Origin of the sequence: Pseudomonas sp. TE50-2, assembly GCF_040813665.1 — a bacterium.
In the GTDB taxonomy this organism is placed as follows: Bacteria; Pseudomonadota; Gammaproteobacteria; order Pseudomonadales; family Pseudomonadaceae; genus Aquipseudomonas; species Aquipseudomonas soli.
Window position 1 is genome coordinate 4686525 of sequence record NZ_JBFNXN010000001.1, and the last position, 14074, is coordinate 4700598.

The window sequence follows — 14074 nt, forward strand, 5'->3', positions numbered from 1 at the left end:
CCATGGCCCGCCGTCGCAAGATCGAAGAGCACGAGAACCACGAACGCTGGCTGGTCTCGTATGCTGACTTCATTACCCTGCTGTTCGCCTTCTTCGTGGTCATGTATTCGATTTCGTCGATCAACGAAGGCAAGTACAAGCAGATTTCCCAGGCGCTGATCGGGGTGTTCAACGACCCCGAGCGCAGCATGAAACCGATCCCGATCGGCGATGAGCGCCCGCTGAGCGTCAAACCGGCCGAGCCGTTGATCAAGGACAGCGAGCAGACCGACGCGGGCCTGGCGCAGACCAGCGTCGACCCGCTCAAGACCATCACCGACGATGTGCGTGACGCTTTCGGCGACCTGATCAAGTCCAACCAGATGACCGTGCGCGGCAACGAACTGTGGGTGGAGATCGAGCTCAACTCCTCGCTGCTGTTCGCCAGCGCCGATGCCATGCCCAGTGATGTCGCCTTCGAAATCATCGAGAAGGTGGCGAAGATCCTCAGGCCCTTCGCCAACCCGGTGCATGTCGAGGGCTTCACCGATAACCTGCCGATCCGCACCGCCCAGTACCCGACCAACTGGGAGCTGTCGTCGGCGCGAGCGGCGAGCATCGTCCGCTTGCTGGCCATGGAGGGGGTCAACCCCGCGCGCATGGCCTCGGTGGGGTACGGCGAGTACCAGCCGGTGGCCAGCAACGACAATGCGGACGGGCGTGCGCGCAACCGCCGAGTGGTGCTGGTGATTTCGCGCAACCTGGAGGTGCGTCGCAGCCTGACCGGCAGCGGCAGCGCCAACGCCACCCCGGATGCGGCGATGCGCCGGGCTGGCACACAAAGTGCACCAGCCTCGCCAGCACCGAGGACCGGGGGCTGATTTCGTCAAATCCCCGTCACTGAACTTCACACCGTTCCCGGCAGGGCAGGCGGCCATACCGGGAGGAAGCAACGCACGATGAGAGTCTGGGCAGTAGCCAATCAAAAAGGTGGCGTCGGCAAGACCACCACCACCATCGCCCTGGCCGGCCTGCTGGCCGAGGCGGGCAAGCGCGTGGTCGTGGTCGACCTCGACCCGCACGGCTCGATGACCAGTTATTTCGGGCACAACCCCGATGCGCTGGAGCACAGCTGCTACGACCTGTTCCTGCACAAAGGCACGGTGCCCGACGGGCTGCCGGGCCAGCTGCTGCTACCCACCAGTGATGAGCGTATCTCGCTGCTGCCGTCGAGCACTGCTTTGGCGGTGCTCGAGCGTCAGTCGCCGGGCCAGAGTGGCCTGGGCCTGGTGATCGCCAAGAGTCTGGCGCAGCTGTGGCAGGATTTCGACTTCGCCCTGATCGACAGCCCACCCTTGCTGGGCGTGCTGATGGTCAACGCCCTGGCCGCCAGCCAGCAGTTGGTGATCCCGGTGCAGACCGAGTTTCTCGCGGTCAAGGGCTTGGAGCGCATGGTTGGCACGCTGGGCATGATCAACCGTTCGCGCAAGCAGGCGTTGCCGTACCAGATCGTGCCGACCTTGTTCGACCGCCGCACGCAGGCTTCGCTGGGCACCTTGAAAGTGCTGCGCGACACCTATGGCGATCAAGTCTGGCAAGGCTACATCCCGGTGGATACGCGCCTGCGCGACGCCAGCCGCAACGGCGTCACGCCTTCGCAGTTCGATGGCAAGAGCCGTGGCGTGGTGGCCTATCGCGCGCTGCTCAAGCACCTGTTGACCTACCGTTCCGCGTTGCAGGTGGCCTGATGAACCAGGCGCCGCATATCACCACCAAGCCGCAGATGGCCTTGCAGTCCTACCTTGATGGGTTGCTGCAGGAGGCCACCGAGCCACTCGAGTTGCCGCAGGAGCAGGACGCGCCGGCCGCGCCACCCGTGGAGCCGGCCCCCGCCGATGAGTTCGAGGCGGCTGTCCGCGAGGAACAGGTTCGCGACGCACAGCGCCAGGTCACGCCAGCCGCGCCTGCGCCCCGGCCTTTCGCCGAGCCGCAGGCCAAGGTCCTGCCAACCGTGCTGCCGCCCGCCACGCCTGTCGTGGAGCCGGTGGTGGCGGTGGTCGAGCGCGAGGTGGTGGCTGAGGCCAGCATCCCGCTGTTGACCGAAGCTCCGGCCATCGAGCCGGCGACGCCACTGGTGGAGCTGCACGTGCCGGCGGCGCCTGCCGCGCCGACACCTCCGGCGACGGTCGACGGGCGCCCGGAATGGGCCGCCGAGCCATTCGAATGCCTGCTGTTCGATGTCGCCGGGCTGACCCTGGCGGTACCGCTGGTTTGCCTGGGCTCGATCTACACTCTGGCCGGGCAGGAGTTGACGCCGCTGTTCGGCCAGCCGGACTGGTTCCTCGGCATCCTCACCTGCCAGGCGGGCAACCTCAAGGTGCTGGATACCGCGCGCTGGGTCATGCCCGACCGCTACCGGGACGATTTCCGCCAGGGCCTGCAATACGTCATTTCGGTCCAGGGCTACGAATGGGGGCTGGCCGTGCACCAGGTCAGCCGCTCGCTGCGCCTGGACCCGAGCGAGATCAAGTGGCGCAGCCAGCGCGGTCAGCGCCCGTGGCTGGCCGGCACGGTGATCGAACACATGTGCGCGCTGCTCGACGTCGCCGAGCTGGCCGAGCTGATCGCCAGTGGCGCGGTCAAGCAGATGAACACCAAACACAACTGAATCAACGCCGCTACTGCCGCGGCAACACAGAGCACACCGCCAATGGCGGATTTTGAGGGCTAGGGGAATGAAAAAGTCGTCTGCACAAGGTTCCGAAGATCCGATCCTGCAGTGGGTAACCTTCCGTCTGGACAACGAGTCCTACGGCATCAATGTCATGCAGGTGCAGGAAGTCCTGCGCTACACCGAGATCGCCCCGGTTCCGGGCGCCCCCAGCTATGTACTGGGCATCATCAACCTGCGCGGTAATGTGGTGACCGTGATCGACACCCGCCAGCGCTTCGGCCTGATGTCGAGCGAAGTCACCGACAACACCCGTATCGTCATCATCGAGGCGGACAAGCAGGTGGTCGGCATCCTCGTCGACAGCGTCGCTGAAGTGGTGTACCTGCGCCAGTCGGAGATCGAGACCGCGCCGAACGTCGGCAACGAAGAGTCGGCCAAGTTCATCCAGGGCGTGTGCAACAAGAACGGCGAGCTGCTGATCCTGGTCGAGCTGGACAAGATGATGACCGAGGAAGAGTGGTCCGAGCTGGAGAACATCTGAGTTGATCTTCGAGGTTGCTGTCATCTTCCTGGCGCTGCTGTGGGCGCTGAGCCTGTGGTTCTTCCTCAACTACAGCAAGCGCCAGCGCGAGCTGGCCGCCCAGCAGGCCCAGGGCGATGCGCTGCGTGACCAGCGCATCAAGGACCTCGCCAAACGCCTGGATGACTACCAGAACGGCACCGTGCGCATGGGCGAAGCGATCCATGAACTGCGCGCAGTGGTGGCGCCGCTGCCCGAGAAGCTCCAGCAACTCGAGCAGCGCGACCCCAACAGCGTCACTTTCGCCCAGGCCGCCAAGCTGGTGGGCATGGGCGCCAGCGTCGAGGAGCTGACCCAGACCTGCGGGTTGACCCAGGCCGAGGCGCAGTTGATGAGCAAGCTGCACCGCGGGGAATGATGAACCGGGCGACGTAAGTCGCCCGGCTTGTATCAGGGTTTCGCCCACGAGTTGTTGTTGCCTACAGTTACAAGGTCTCTCAGTGTCTGGTCGCTGCGCAGCGCCTCGGAAATGGCGGCGCGGGCCGGGCTTGTGAGGAATGTGAAGTCTTTCTGAGGAACTGACTCCAGTTTGGTGATTTGTCGCAAGATGCGCAGCCTGGATAGATCCTCGTAGTCTTCATCGTCAATCACGTCGTTGAGGACGCCAGGTCCGGTCATATCGTTCAGTTTCTTGGCGTAGATCTCATGGTCGGGGGCGCCATACAACGGTCTGGTGTCATAAAAGTTCGGGTTGTCTTCGAAGCGTTTGAGTATCTCATCGGAGATAGCGTCCAGCGTATCGTTCCCCGCATGGCTGCCAATCAAGCTGTTCGAGTAGGCGCAATGCATGCCCAGGCGCGAATTGTCCATCGGGGCGCCCAGCACAAGGCCATTTTGCGTCGCTTTCAATGGAGTCGACGCGATCATTGCATCGGCATCCGGATGATTACCCAGTGTGCGTAGGGTGTCGTCGATGTCTATGTAAACGCCGCCTTCGCTGTTGAGTAATTGGTAGCGGAGTACGTCGCAGGCCGAAGCATAATTTCCACCTTTGATGGCCTTCTCGTATTGTTCGAAGTAAGGACTGCTCTGGAAGTCATCGTAGAACGCCTGATCTTCCAGCGGCAGTATCTGCAGATTTTCAGCATGCTTGAGTAGCGCGGCATGGTTGGTGCGGTATACATCCGAATCGGCATTGGATAGATATAGCCGGTAAGGGATTCTGGAGCGCAGCAAACCCCTGGCGTTGGCTTCCACGGTCTTCAGCAGATTGTCGGGGATGACTTTGTCACCGACCCAGATATTCAGGATCTGCTTGGGAAGTTCGAACATTTCGCTGGTGGGCGTGGGAATTTCGATGGGTAGTTGCAGGTCGACGCCAAGCCCACGCAATGTCCTCATGCGCAAGCCGTCAGTGACTGTGCGGTTGCTGACATCGATGATTTCCAGGCCGTTGCTTTGGTCGGAAACCTGATAGTACGTTGGCGATGCATCCTTGCTATTCGGCCTGACGAATGCATCGTGTTCACTGTCATAGCGTACTTCGAACCTCGCGTCTTCCAGGGTTGCCTCCATATGCTTCACGCCATTGCTATCAATGAATCGGGCGATCCAGTTGACTAGATGGCTATCTTGCGCAAGTGCTATTGGCTCTGGGGGTGGGGCGAAGAATTGCGCGACCCCCTCTTCGGGGAGCTTGGGCGGATCCATGGGGCTCAAGGGATAGCCCAACTGATCGTTCACTCGCGTTGGCATGATGAAGCGTGGGTCTTTGCCAGGGAACAGGACTTTCATGCGAATCGCTGCCCGCAGGAGCAGGGGGGCGGCATTTAGCAGGCCGAACTCGATGTTGCCCACACCGTTGGCCTTGTCCTCCAGCGTCTTGCCGTTGATTGCCTGGTCGATCCCCAGGCCAAACTGCGCGATGCCACCAACTGCCAGCAGTGGTATGAGTTCAGGAACCACCAGCGCCAAGGGCGCCAGCAGATTGATCGAAGTCACCAGGTAGTCACGCCAGCGGGCCTTGGTCACTTGCGTCTTGCTGGTGATGAGGAAGTCGGCGTCGGCATAACTGCGTTTGCGCTGGCGCAAGGTGAGGGCTTCGAACAAGTCGCCTTCTATCAACGCGCTGTACTTGTGAGCCTTGTAGTTGACGTAGTCCCTGGGCGGCCAGGGACCATCGACGGTAAAGCCAGGTCGATTGGGCGACCGGGTATGGAAGCGCGGGTAGGTGCCAAGGCCGTCCAGCGCGGTATCCAGCCCGCTGAAGTCCAGGCCGTCGGGAGTGTCGGCCAGTTTGAAATACTGACGCAGGCGCTGGCGTTTTTCGCTGTCGCTGCACTGTTCGCCGAACCAGTCCTTCATTGCCTCCATGCCGTCGAACTCATGGAAGGGGGATGAATTGCCCGGTAGGTACAGCAGTACTTGCTGATGTGCTGGGTCAGTAACTTGGATGATATCGGTGGCGGCATAGCCATAGACGTTCAAGGGCCTGATTTCCAGGCCGGAAGCTCTCTGCATGAGACCCGCCGCTTGCCAGGCTAACTGACGGCCAGTGTCGCTCAACGAGCCTTCCTGGACCTGTTTGTTGCAGGCGGCGATGTAGCTGATTTGCTGGGACTGGCAATGAGTGTCTTGGGCCTTGCTCCAGTAATCGTCCAGCATGGCGGTGAAGCGCGTGTGGAAGTCCAGGCCCCAGATGAACCGCTGCATGGCCTCGACATCGATTGGCAGATGTGTGGTGCTGTCGTAGCGGGCTGGAGTAGATCTGCGGAACAGGCCGTTGAACACGGAGAAACGGGCGCTGTTGTCGAACACACCAGGTTCAGGCAGATGTTCGACGATAGTCAGCGGGCCATTTGGCAACGTGCCTGCCCAATGCCCGGGGAGCAACTGGCCGATCAGATTCTTGTTGGTTTCGCCTTGCCAGTTCGAGAGTACCGCCTGGGAGAGTGGAAGGCGTTGGACGATGACTGCCTCATTGCCACGGTAATGCAGGGTGACGACGTCGGTCTGGTCGGGATCGAGGTCATGCCCTTGTCGTTGGACCCATTTGCGAATGGCGCCGCAGGCATATCGGTCAGGACGGGGAATTTGTTGCAGGTGGCCGCGGATGAACTGTTCGCCCGCCTCGTTCACGAAAGTGGAAGCCATGGAGTTCTACCTGTTTGTACAAATGAGACGTCAAAGTAGCGAGGTAGATCGCGCTCGAGGCTGTATAGGGTTACTACCTTGCGCGGTTCATTCGCGATACAAGGCCGCTGAATGACCGCGCAAGGTTTATTGCTGCACGGTGGGGTTACTTATTTGCTCCATGAGTGATTGCCGCCGACCTTGGCGAAGCGATTGAGCGGCAGCAGGGTGCGCACGGCGTCCTTGCCACGCTGCAGGTCGAGGAATCGGTAGGCGTTGATCCGCGGTATGGCGTACAGGTTGATGATCTGGCGCAAGGTGCGCAGCGCCGGCAGGTGGCGGTCGACCACATCGCTGAGCAAGGCTGGGCCGGTCATGCGGCTGAGGCGGTTGGCATAGCGATAGAAGTTGGCCGGATCTTCGGCCAGGCTGGGCTTGCTGTCGTAGAAGTCCGGATTGGTCTGGAAGCGGGCATGCATTTCTTCGGAAATGGCCTCGAGGGTGGGGTTGCCGGCGTGGCTGCCAATCAGGCTGGTGTTGTAAAGGCAGTTCATGCCCATCTTTTCGTTGGACATCGGCGGCGCCAGCAGCAGGCCATCGGATGTAGTGCTCAGTTCAACCTGGTCGATGGCTTCGGTGGGACTATTTGCCGGTTGCCCATCAATAAGCTGCGGATGTTCCCCTTGGCTCAGCAGGGTATCGTCCACATCCATGTACAAGCCCCCTTCGTGATGCAGCATAGGGTAGCGCAACACGTCGGATGCCGAGGCGTAGTTGCTGGCGACACCGCCATTGCCATCCAGCGCTGCATCATATTGGGCGTAGTATCTGCTCTGCCGAAATACTCTGAAGAAGGCCTGCTCTTCCAGCGGAAGAACCTGCAGGCCTGGTGCCTGCGCAGCGAGCAGCCACTGGTTTTCGGCATAGACGTCGGGGTTGGCGCGCGAAAGGAACAGGCGCAGAGAATAGTCGCTGTCCTTGAGCCGCGCAGCATTCTTGCCCAGGTTGGTCAGCAGTTCAGGGTTGATCACCTTGTCGCCTACCCAGAGGCAATTGACCGTCTTGGGGATGGGGTAGCTGTCAGCGGCTTGCGTGGGCACTTCCACCGGCAATGGAAGATCGACCCCTAGCGCACGCAGGCTCCGGGTGCGCATGGCGTTGGTGACTAGGCGGGTGGTGGGTGCTGGCACCAGGTCCCTTCTTCCAGCCTGGGCTATGTAGCCGACTGGATTTACTTCGTTGAGGTCCTCCTCACGAATAAACACATCGCGCTCTACGTCATAAACGACATGATCGTTGTAGCCAGCGATGCTCACCCCTAGGTGGTCGGGATCGCCATTGTAGAGCGGCACTCGAACAACGGAATCGGCGATGGCCTGGTCGCCATCCGGTAGGGGATGGATCGACTCGGGCGTGTGGAAATAGCGCGCACCCTCAGGTTCCGGAAAGCGGGGTGGGGTGCTCGGGCTCAATGGGTAACCGATCTGTTCATTCAGACGCGTGGGCGGTACGAAACCCTCGCTTTTGAACTCGAACAGCACCTTGGCTCCACGGGCGCCAGCGATTGCCAATGGCACGGCATTGAGCAGACCCCAGGTGATGTTTCCGACTCCGGCTTCCTTTTCTTCAAGTGTTCGACCGTTGATCGCCTGGTCGAGCCCCAGCCCCAGCTGTACGACGCCGCCCAGGGCCAGCAAGGGGGCAAGTCCCGGTACCACGAGACACAGCGGTGCCAGCAGGTTGAGTGTGGTGGTCAGGTAGCCGATCCAGCGGGCTTTGCTGACCTGGCTGTCGCGGGTGATGAGAAAGTCGGCATCGTCATAACTGCGTTGGCGCTGACGCTCGGCCAGTGCCTGGAAAAGGTCGCCTTCAAGCCTTGGGTTGTATTCGCCGGGCCGATAGTCGACATAGGTTCGTGGTGGCCAGGTACCGTCATCATTGAAGTAGCCGTGCTCAGGGGGCAGCGGGTGGCGGGCCGGGTAGTCGGCCAGGCCGTCGAGGGCTGTTTCCAGGCCGCTGAAGTCGACACCTTGCGGGCGGTCGGCCAGTCGGAAGTACTGTTTCAAGTCGCGGCGCTTTGCCGGGTCCTGGCACTGGCGGCCAACCCAGTCCTGCATAAGCGTCTTGCTGTTGAACTCCAGCAATGGCGAGCTGTTACCGGGCATATAGAGTACGGTCAGGTCGTTGGCAGGGTCGTTCAGATACAACAGGTCGGTAGCGGCGTAGCCGTAGATGTTCAGCGTACTCCTGTGCAACTGTCTGCCGCAGGGCATCAACCCGGCGGCTTGCCAGATGAGCCGCCTGGCCGCCTCACTGAGGCTGCCTTCACTGACCTGTTTGTTACAGGCCGCTATGAAATTGAGCTTGCAGGCAAGTCTGTGGTCTTGCAGGTGTTCGCTCCAGTAGTGGTCCAGCTGGGCTTTGAAGGGTGTATGGAAGTCCAGGTCTTCTATGAAGCGTTGGAAGGCATCTGCGGCTATCGGCAGAAGAGTAGAGCTGTCATAGCGTTGTGGCGTGGTACGACGGAACAAACCGTTGAACACCTCGAAGGCGGCACCGTTGTGATTGAAGCCGGGGGCTGGCAGTGTTTCCACCAGGCGTAGCGGGCGATCAGGCATGGTGCCGGCCCAGGGGGTGCGAAACAGGCTGCCGAACAGGTTGTTGTTGGATTCACCTTGCCAGTTGCTCAGTACCGCCTGGGGCAGACTCATGCGCTGGGTAACCGCGGCAAGATAGCGATTCGGTCCATCGGGGCGGTAGTGCAGGGTGACGACGTCGATCTGCTCAGCGGCCAGGTCATGGCCCTGTTGTGCCAGCCATTGCTGGATTGCCCGGCTGGCTTCGAGATCCGGGCGCGGTATGTGGCTCAGGTGGTCGACGACGTACTGAACGCCGGCGGTATTGATGCGGCTTGTAGACATGTTGTTCACCTTGCTCATTTGTGGGAATGGCAAGGCTGAATGGCTTTTGCAGGCTGGGGGCGGTAGCTAATTACCCGTTGCCGCCCGGTGGCAGTAGTGCGGCTACCGGTGTCACGTCCCGTGGTGCGCTGGGCTCATCGCTGAACCCCGCCGGTACCTTGCCACGTAGCTGCCAGGCAAAGGCGATGATTTCGGCGATGGTCAGGTACAGCGCTTCGGGGATCTGCTCGCCCAGTTCCAGGCGCGCCAGCAGGCGCACCAGCTCGGCGTTCTCGTAGATCGGCACTTCGTGCTCGCGGGCCAGGGCGAGGATGGCTTCGGCCAGTTCGTCGTCACCTTTGGCGCTCAGGGTTGGAGCCTGCTGGCCATCGTAGCTCAGGGCAATGGCCTGGCGCGGTTGCTTGCTGCTCATGCGTTCTCGTCCACCCAGCGTTGTTCCAGGCGCGTGCGCGGGCCTTGGGGCGGCGTGCCGGGGTGGCATTCCAGGTCGCCGACGTCGAGGCCGCGGGCCACCAGGCGTTCGCGCAAGGCACCCAACTGGCTGTCGATCAGGCGCGCGGTTTGTTCCTGCTGTGCCCACAGCTGGCCGGACAGTCGGCCCTGAGCCAGTTGCGCCTGGACCTGCAGCGGGCCGAGCGGCGACAGGTCGAAAGCCAGCTCGATGCGCCACAAAGCTTTCATCGGATCATCCTGTTCGCGTTCACGGTCGGCCTGTTGTTCAGGGAGTTCTTCGCGTTGCAGCTTCACTTGCAGGGGAATGAACTCCTGGCCATGGCGAACAGGGATCTCGGTCTGCCAGGTAGTCTGCTGGTTACCGTTGTCGAGTGTGCCGCTCTGCTGCAGGCTGGACAGCGAATGGCTCTGCAGCCGGGAGATCGCCGCGGCGGCCAGGCGCAGCAGTTGCTGCAGGTCGCCTTCGCTTTCCAGCTTCTGCAGCAGCCGCGAGGGCAGGGGGAAAGCGCTCGGCAGCGGTCGTGGGCTGACCTGGCCGAGCATGCCCAGAGCGCTGCGCGCCAGGCCTGGCAGGGCCTGGGCGAGGGTGCCGGTGGCCAGCGCGGTGGCCAGCGGTGGATGGCCGGGCACGCTGGGCAGCGCCTGGGCCACCAGCTTGACCAGTTGTGCCTTGAGGTCGGGTGCGATGCCGCTGGCCAGCCCGCCCAGCAGCTTGGATTCGAAGAACGTGCCGCTGTTGTTCAGTGCCTGGGCCAGGCTCTTCGCATCGCCTAGTTGCCGTGCTTCCGGCAGGCTGGCGAGCAGACGCTCGGCACTGGCGCGCAGCTCCGGGGCTGCATCGGGGCTGCTGGCGATCTGCTGCAGGCTGTTGAGCACACCCGGCAAGGAGGCCTGGAGGCTTTGCTGGGTCGACAGGTGCTGGGTAACGGCCAACTGGTCCTGACGGCCGCTCAGGGGCACGAAGCGCAGCGCCTGTTCGCCCTGCACCAGCGCGCTGAGCAGGCTGCCCACGGGAAGCCTGCGCGGGCTGTCGATGGCCAGGGTGGCGCCCGCCTGGCTGCTGTTGAGCAGGCTCACCAGCGAGCGGAAGGTGACGGCTGAGCCAGGGCTTTGCGGCAGTGCCTGGCTGGTCAGCACCTTGGCCTGCAGCAGGGTGCCGACCGGGAGCTGCCGGGTATCCAGTTGAGTCAAGGTGGCGATGTTGCCGGCACTGGCCTGCTGCACCATCACCGCCAGGCGGCTGCTCTCGGGCTGGGTGACGGTGATCAAACTGCCGGGGGGCATCGGCTGGCTGGCGGTGGTCAATACCTGGATCTGGTTGCCATTGGCCTGGGTGAGCCGCAGCAGCATCTGGAATTCCTGGCCGATCTGGCGCAGGGTGACGACCTCGGCTTCGGCGGTTTCTCCAGGCGGCAGCAGACCGGGCTGGGCCTGCAGCAGGCGCAGCAGCTCGCCGGTCATCGCAACCCTTGTCGCTTGGGCGCTTACCGCGGTTTGTGTGCTGAGACTATTGATTTCAGTCATGATTGTATACAACCTGTCGAACCAGCCCTCTTGGCAGCGCCGTGGCGCGTGCAATAATGCCGCTCGCTCGCCATTGCCAGTATAACGGCAGGGGTTGGAGCGACTTGAGACACAGACTGCATAAGGCGATACCGTGACCCTTCACCTCCAAGCCGCGGGCCTGGCCTGCGAGCGCGACTGGCGGCTGCTGTTCGAGCACCTGCACTTCGAGCTGCACCCCGGTGACATGCTGCAGATCGCCGGCCCCAACGGTAGTGGCAAGACCAGCCTGCTGCGCCTGCTGGCCGGGCTCATGCAACCCACCGCCGGGCAGATCCTGCTGGGGGGCCAGCCGTTGGCCGAACAACGCCATGCCCTGGCCAGCATCCTGCTGTGGATCGGCCATGCCGCCGGGATCAAGGACCTGCTCACCGCCGAAGAGAACCTTGCCTGGCTCTGCGCGTTGCACCGCCCGGCCAACCGCGAGGCGATCTGGAAGGCGCTGGAGGCTGTCGGCCTGCGCGGTTTCGAGGACGTGCCCTGCCATACCCTGTCCGCAGGCCAGCAGCGCCGAGTGGCCCTGGCCCGGCTGTACCTGGACAGCCCGCCGCTGTGGATCCTCGACGAGCCTTTCACCGCCCTCGACAAGCAGGGCGTGGCGCAACTCGAAGCGCATCTTGCAGCACACTGCGAGCAGGGTGGTACCGTGGTGCTGACCACCCACCATACGCTCGAACGCAAGCCATCCGGCTATCGCGAGCTGAACCTGGGGCAATGGGCGGCATGAGCGTATTCCTCCTTCTGTTGCGTCGCGAGGCGCGGCTGTTGTTCCGCCGCCCGGCGGAGCTCGCCAACCCGCTGGTGTTCTTCGCCATCGTCGTCGCCCTGTTCCCGCTGGCAGTAGGGCCAGAGACGCAATTGTTGCAAACCTTGTCGCCAGGACTGGTCTGGGTCGCGGCCTTGCTGGCGGTATTGTTGTCGCTGGACGGGTTGTTCCGCAGTGATTTCGAGGATGGCTCGCTCGAGCAGTGGGTGCTTTCGCCGCATCCGCTGGCCATGCTGGTGCTGGCCAAGGTGCTGGCGCACTGGATCTTTTCCGGTTTGGCGCTGGTATTGTTGGCACCATTGCTGGCGCTGATGCTGGGCCTGCCGCCCAGTTGCCTGCCGGTGCTGCTCGCCTCCTTGCTGCTGGGTACGCCGGTGCTGAGCCTGCTGGGCGCGGTGGGGGCGGCGCTGACGGTCGGTCTCAAGCGCGGTGGCCTGCTGCTGGCGTTGCTGATTCTGCCGTTGTATATCCCTGTATTGATCCTGGGCAGTGGTGCGTTGCAGGCGGCGTTGCAGAATATGCCCGCCACTGGCCATCTGCTCTGGCTTGCCAGCCTGACGGCGCTGGCGGTGACACTGGCACCCTTTGCGATCGCGGCCGGGCTGAAGATCAGCGTCGGCGAATAACGAGTGCCGGGCATTGCAGCCCGGCCAACACCCTGGATGTACCCTGATGAAAATAAGCTGGACGTGGTTCCACAAGCTGGGCTCCCCAAAATGGTTCTATGCCATCAGCGGCCGCATGCTGCCGTGGCTGACCGTTTGCGCCATCGTGCTGTTGCTGGTCGGCATCACCTGGGGCCTGGCCTTCGCCCCCCAGGACTACCAGCAGGGCAACAGCTTCCGCATCATCTATATCCATGTGCCGACCGCCATGCTGGCGCAGTCGTGCTATGTGATGCTCGCCGTGGCGGGCGTGGTGGGGCTGGTGTGGAAGATGAAACTGGCCGATGTCGCGCTGCAGTGCGCGGCGCCCATCGGCGCCTGGATGACCGCGGTGGCGCTGGTCACCGGGGCGATCTGGGGCAAGCCCACCTGGGGCAGTTGGTGGGTCTGGGATGCGCGCCTGACGTCCATGCTTATCCTGCTGTTCCTGTACTTCGGCATCATTGCCCTGGGCCAGGCCATCAGCAACCGTGACAGCGCGGCCAAGGCCTGCGCGGTACTGGCGATCGTTGGCGTGATCAACATCCCGATCATCAAGTACTCGGTGGAGTGGTGGAACACCCTGCACCAGGGCGCCACCTTCACCCTCACCGAAAAGCCGGCAATGCCGGTGGAAATGTGGGCGCCGCTGCTGATCACCGCGTTGGGCTTCTATTGTTTCTTCGGCGCTGTGCTGCTGCTGCGCATGCGTCTGGAAGTGCTCAAGCGCGAGGCGCGGGCCAGTTGGGTCAAGGATGAAGTGCTGAGCCAGCTTGGCCGGGAGGCGGCACGATGAGCTTTGCCTCCTTCAGTGATTTCCTCGCCATGGGCCACCATGGCCTGTACGTCTGGTCGGCCTACGGCATCTGCCTGGCGGTGCTGGCGCTGAATGTCGCCGCGCCCCTGCTGGCCCGCCGTCGCTACCTGCAAGAAGAGGCGCGTCGTCTGCGCCGGGAGAACAAACCGTGAATCCGCAGCGCAAGAAACGCCTGTTCATCATCCTCGGCCTGCTTGCCGGTGTCGGCGTCGCCGTGGGCTTTGCCCTGAGCGCGCTGCAGCAGAACATCAACCTGTTCTACACCCCGACGCAGATCGCCAACGGCGAGGCGCCGCTGGACACCCGCATCCGCGCTGGCGGCATGGTCGAGAAAGGCTCGGTGCAGCGCTCGGCCGACTCGCTCGACGTGCGCTTCGTGGTCACCGACTACAGCAAGTCGGTACCGATCACCTATCGCGGCATCCTCCCCGACCTGTTCCGCGAAGGGCAGGGCATTGTCGCCCTCGGCAAGCTCAATGCCGACGGCGTGGTGGTGGCCGATGAGGTATTGGCCAAGCACGATGAGAAATACATGCCGCCGGAAGTCACCAAAGCCCTGAAGGAAAGCGGCCAGGCCGCCAGCGATGCGGGGGCCAAGCCATGAA

The 14074-nt window shown here is 62.7% G+C and carries 14 protein-coding genes; 10 read left to right on the top strand and 4 right to left on the bottom strand.

Annotated elements, in window-relative coordinates:
• The first annotated feature begins 2 nt into the window (after window positions 1–2).
• The 5 genes from motD (at window position 3) to AAHK21_RS21470 (ending at window position 3591) form a co-directional block, all read left to right on the top strand.
• The gene (gene motD / locus AAHK21_RS21450; RefSeq protein WP_367858273.1) at window positions 3–860 is read left to right on the top strand and encodes a flagellar motor protein MotD; all 858 of its coding nucleotides are present in this window, start codon (window positions 3–5) and stop codon (window positions 858–860) included.
• Between the two features lie 78 nt (window positions 861–938).
• Window positions 939–1727: a ParA family protein gene (locus AAHK21_RS21455; protein WP_023631839.1), complete on the top strand. Its 789-nt coding sequence runs from the start codon at window positions 939–941 to the stop codon at window positions 1725–1727.
• Window positions 1727–2647 (top strand): CheW domain-containing protein, encoded by a 921-nt coding sequence (locus tag AAHK21_RS21460; protein ID WP_367858274.1) that lies wholly within the window; start codon window positions 1727–1729, stop codon window positions 2645–2647. The genes AAHK21_RS21455 and AAHK21_RS21460 overlap by 1 nt, the downstream gene beginning before the upstream one ends.
• A 67-nt stretch (window positions 2648–2714) precedes the next feature.
• The gene (locus AAHK21_RS21465) at window positions 2715–3194 is read left to right on the top strand and encodes a chemotaxis protein CheW (protein WP_023630607.1); all 480 of its coding nucleotides are present in this window, start codon (window positions 2715–2717) and stop codon (window positions 3192–3194) included.
• A 1-nt stretch (window position 3195) separates the two neighbouring features.
• Window positions 3196–3591, top strand: coding sequence for a DUF2802 domain-containing protein (locus AAHK21_RS21470; RefSeq protein ID WP_023630608.1), 396 nt, complete (start codon window positions 3196–3198; stop codon window positions 3589–3591).
• Between the two features lie 32 nt (window positions 3592–3623).
• On the opposite strand, the gene AAHK21_RS21475 is transcribed toward AAHK21_RS21470, so the two are convergent.
• The 4 genes from AAHK21_RS21475 to AAHK21_RS21490 all read right to left on the bottom strand — a co-directional run bounded on the left by AAHK21_RS21475 (window position 3624) and on the right by AAHK21_RS21490 (window position 11203).
• Window positions 3624–6326 (bottom strand): DUF6543 domain-containing protein, encoded by a 2703-nt coding sequence (locus AAHK21_RS21475; RefSeq protein WP_367858275.1) that lies wholly within the window; start codon window positions 6324–6326, stop codon window positions 3624–3626.
• Window positions 6327–6475: 149 nt separating this feature from the next.
• Window positions 6476–9226, bottom strand: a complete 2751-nt coding sequence (locus tag AAHK21_RS21480; RefSeq protein ID WP_367858276.1) for a DUF6543 domain-containing protein — start codon at window positions 9224–9226, stop codon at window positions 6476–6478.
• A 70-nt stretch (window positions 9227–9296) separates the two neighbouring features.
• Window positions 9297–9638 (bottom strand): EscU/YscU/HrcU family type III secretion system export apparatus switch protein, encoded by a 342-nt coding sequence (locus AAHK21_RS21485; RefSeq protein ID WP_110704118.1) that lies wholly within the window; start codon window positions 9636–9638, stop codon window positions 9297–9299.
• Window positions 9635–11203 (bottom strand): flagellar hook-length control protein FliK, encoded by a 1569-nt coding sequence (locus tag AAHK21_RS21490; protein WP_367858277.1) that lies wholly within the window; start codon window positions 11201–11203, stop codon window positions 9635–9637. The genes AAHK21_RS21485 and AAHK21_RS21490 overlap by 4 nt, the downstream gene beginning before the upstream one ends.
• 133 nt (window positions 11204–11336) lie before the next feature.
• Between AAHK21_RS21490 and ccmA the strand changes: the two genes are divergently transcribed.
• The 5 genes from ccmA to ccmE are packed head-to-tail and all read left to right on the top strand — an operon-like array spanning window position 11337 to window position 14073.
• Window positions 11337–11969, top strand: a complete 633-nt coding sequence (gene ccmA / locus AAHK21_RS21495) for a cytochrome c biogenesis heme-transporting ATPase CcmA (protein ID WP_110605664.1) — start codon at window positions 11337–11339, stop codon at window positions 11967–11969.
• Window positions 11966–12634, top strand: coding sequence for a heme exporter protein CcmB (gene ccmB / locus AAHK21_RS21500; protein ID WP_031315999.1), 669 nt, complete (start codon window positions 11966–11968; stop codon window positions 12632–12634). Before ccmA ends, ccmB begins: the two co-directional genes overlap by 4 nt.
• Before the next feature lie 46 nt (window positions 12635–12680).
• Entirely contained in the window at window positions 12681–13448 is a 768-nt protein-coding gene (locus AAHK21_RS21505) for a heme ABC transporter permease (protein ID WP_023632019.1), read from the top strand.
• The gene (gene ccmD, locus AAHK21_RS21510) at window positions 13445–13621 is read left to right on the top strand and encodes a heme exporter protein CcmD (protein ID WP_046854700.1); all 177 of its coding nucleotides are present in this window, start codon (window positions 13445–13447) and stop codon (window positions 13619–13621) included. Before AAHK21_RS21505 ends, ccmD begins: the two co-directional genes overlap by 4 nt.
• Window positions 13618–14073 (top strand): cytochrome c maturation protein CcmE, encoded by a 456-nt coding sequence (gene ccmE / locus AAHK21_RS21515; RefSeq protein ID WP_023632021.1) that lies wholly within the window; start codon window positions 13618–13620, stop codon window positions 14071–14073. The genes ccmD and ccmE overlap by 4 nt, the downstream gene beginning before the upstream one ends.
• Window position 14074 lies beyond the last annotated feature (1 nt).

Bases quoted from the DNA above. Each gene is read 5' to 3' on its own strand.
- AAHK21_RS21465 (WP_023630607.1), top strand. From the start codon at position 2,715: ATGAAAAAGTCGTCTGCACAAGGTTCCGAAGATCCGATCCTGCAGTGG.
- AAHK21_RS21475 (WP_367858275.1), bottom strand. From the start codon at position 6,326: ATGGCTTCCACTTTCGTGAACGAGGCGGGCGAACAGTTCATCCGCGGC.
- AAHK21_RS21480 (WP_367858276.1), bottom strand. From the start codon at position 9,226: ATGTCTACAAGCCGCATCAATACCGCCGGCGTTCAGTACGTCGTCGAC.
- motD (WP_367858273.1), top strand. From the start codon at position 3: ATGGCCCGCCGTCGCAAGATCGAAGAGCACGAGAACCACGAACGCTGG.
- ccmB (WP_031315999.1), top strand. From the start codon at position 11,966: ATGAGCGTATTCCTCCTTCTGTTGCGTCGCGAGGCGCGGCTGTTGTTC.
- AAHK21_RS21505 (WP_023632019.1), top strand. From the start codon at position 12,681: ATGAAAATAAGCTGGACGTGGTTCCACAAGCTGGGCTCCCCAAAATGG.
- AAHK21_RS21490 (WP_367858277.1), bottom strand. From the start codon at position 11,203: ATGACTGAAATCAATAGTCTCAGCACACAAACCGCGGTAAGCGCCCAA.
- AAHK21_RS21455 (WP_023631839.1), top strand. From the start codon at position 939: ATGAGAGTCTGGGCAGTAGCCAATCAAAAAGGTGGCGTCGGCAAGACC.
- AAHK21_RS21460 (WP_367858274.1), top strand. From the start codon at position 1,727: ATGAACCAGGCGCCGCATATCACCACCAAGCCGCAGATGGCCTTGCAG.
- ccmD (WP_046854700.1), top strand. From the start codon at position 13,445: ATGAGCTTTGCCTCCTTCAGTGATTTCCTCGCCATGGGCCACCATGGC.
- AAHK21_RS21485 (WP_110704118.1), bottom strand. From the start codon at position 9,638: ATGAGCAGCAAGCAACCGCGCCAGGCCATTGCCCTGAGCTACGATGGC.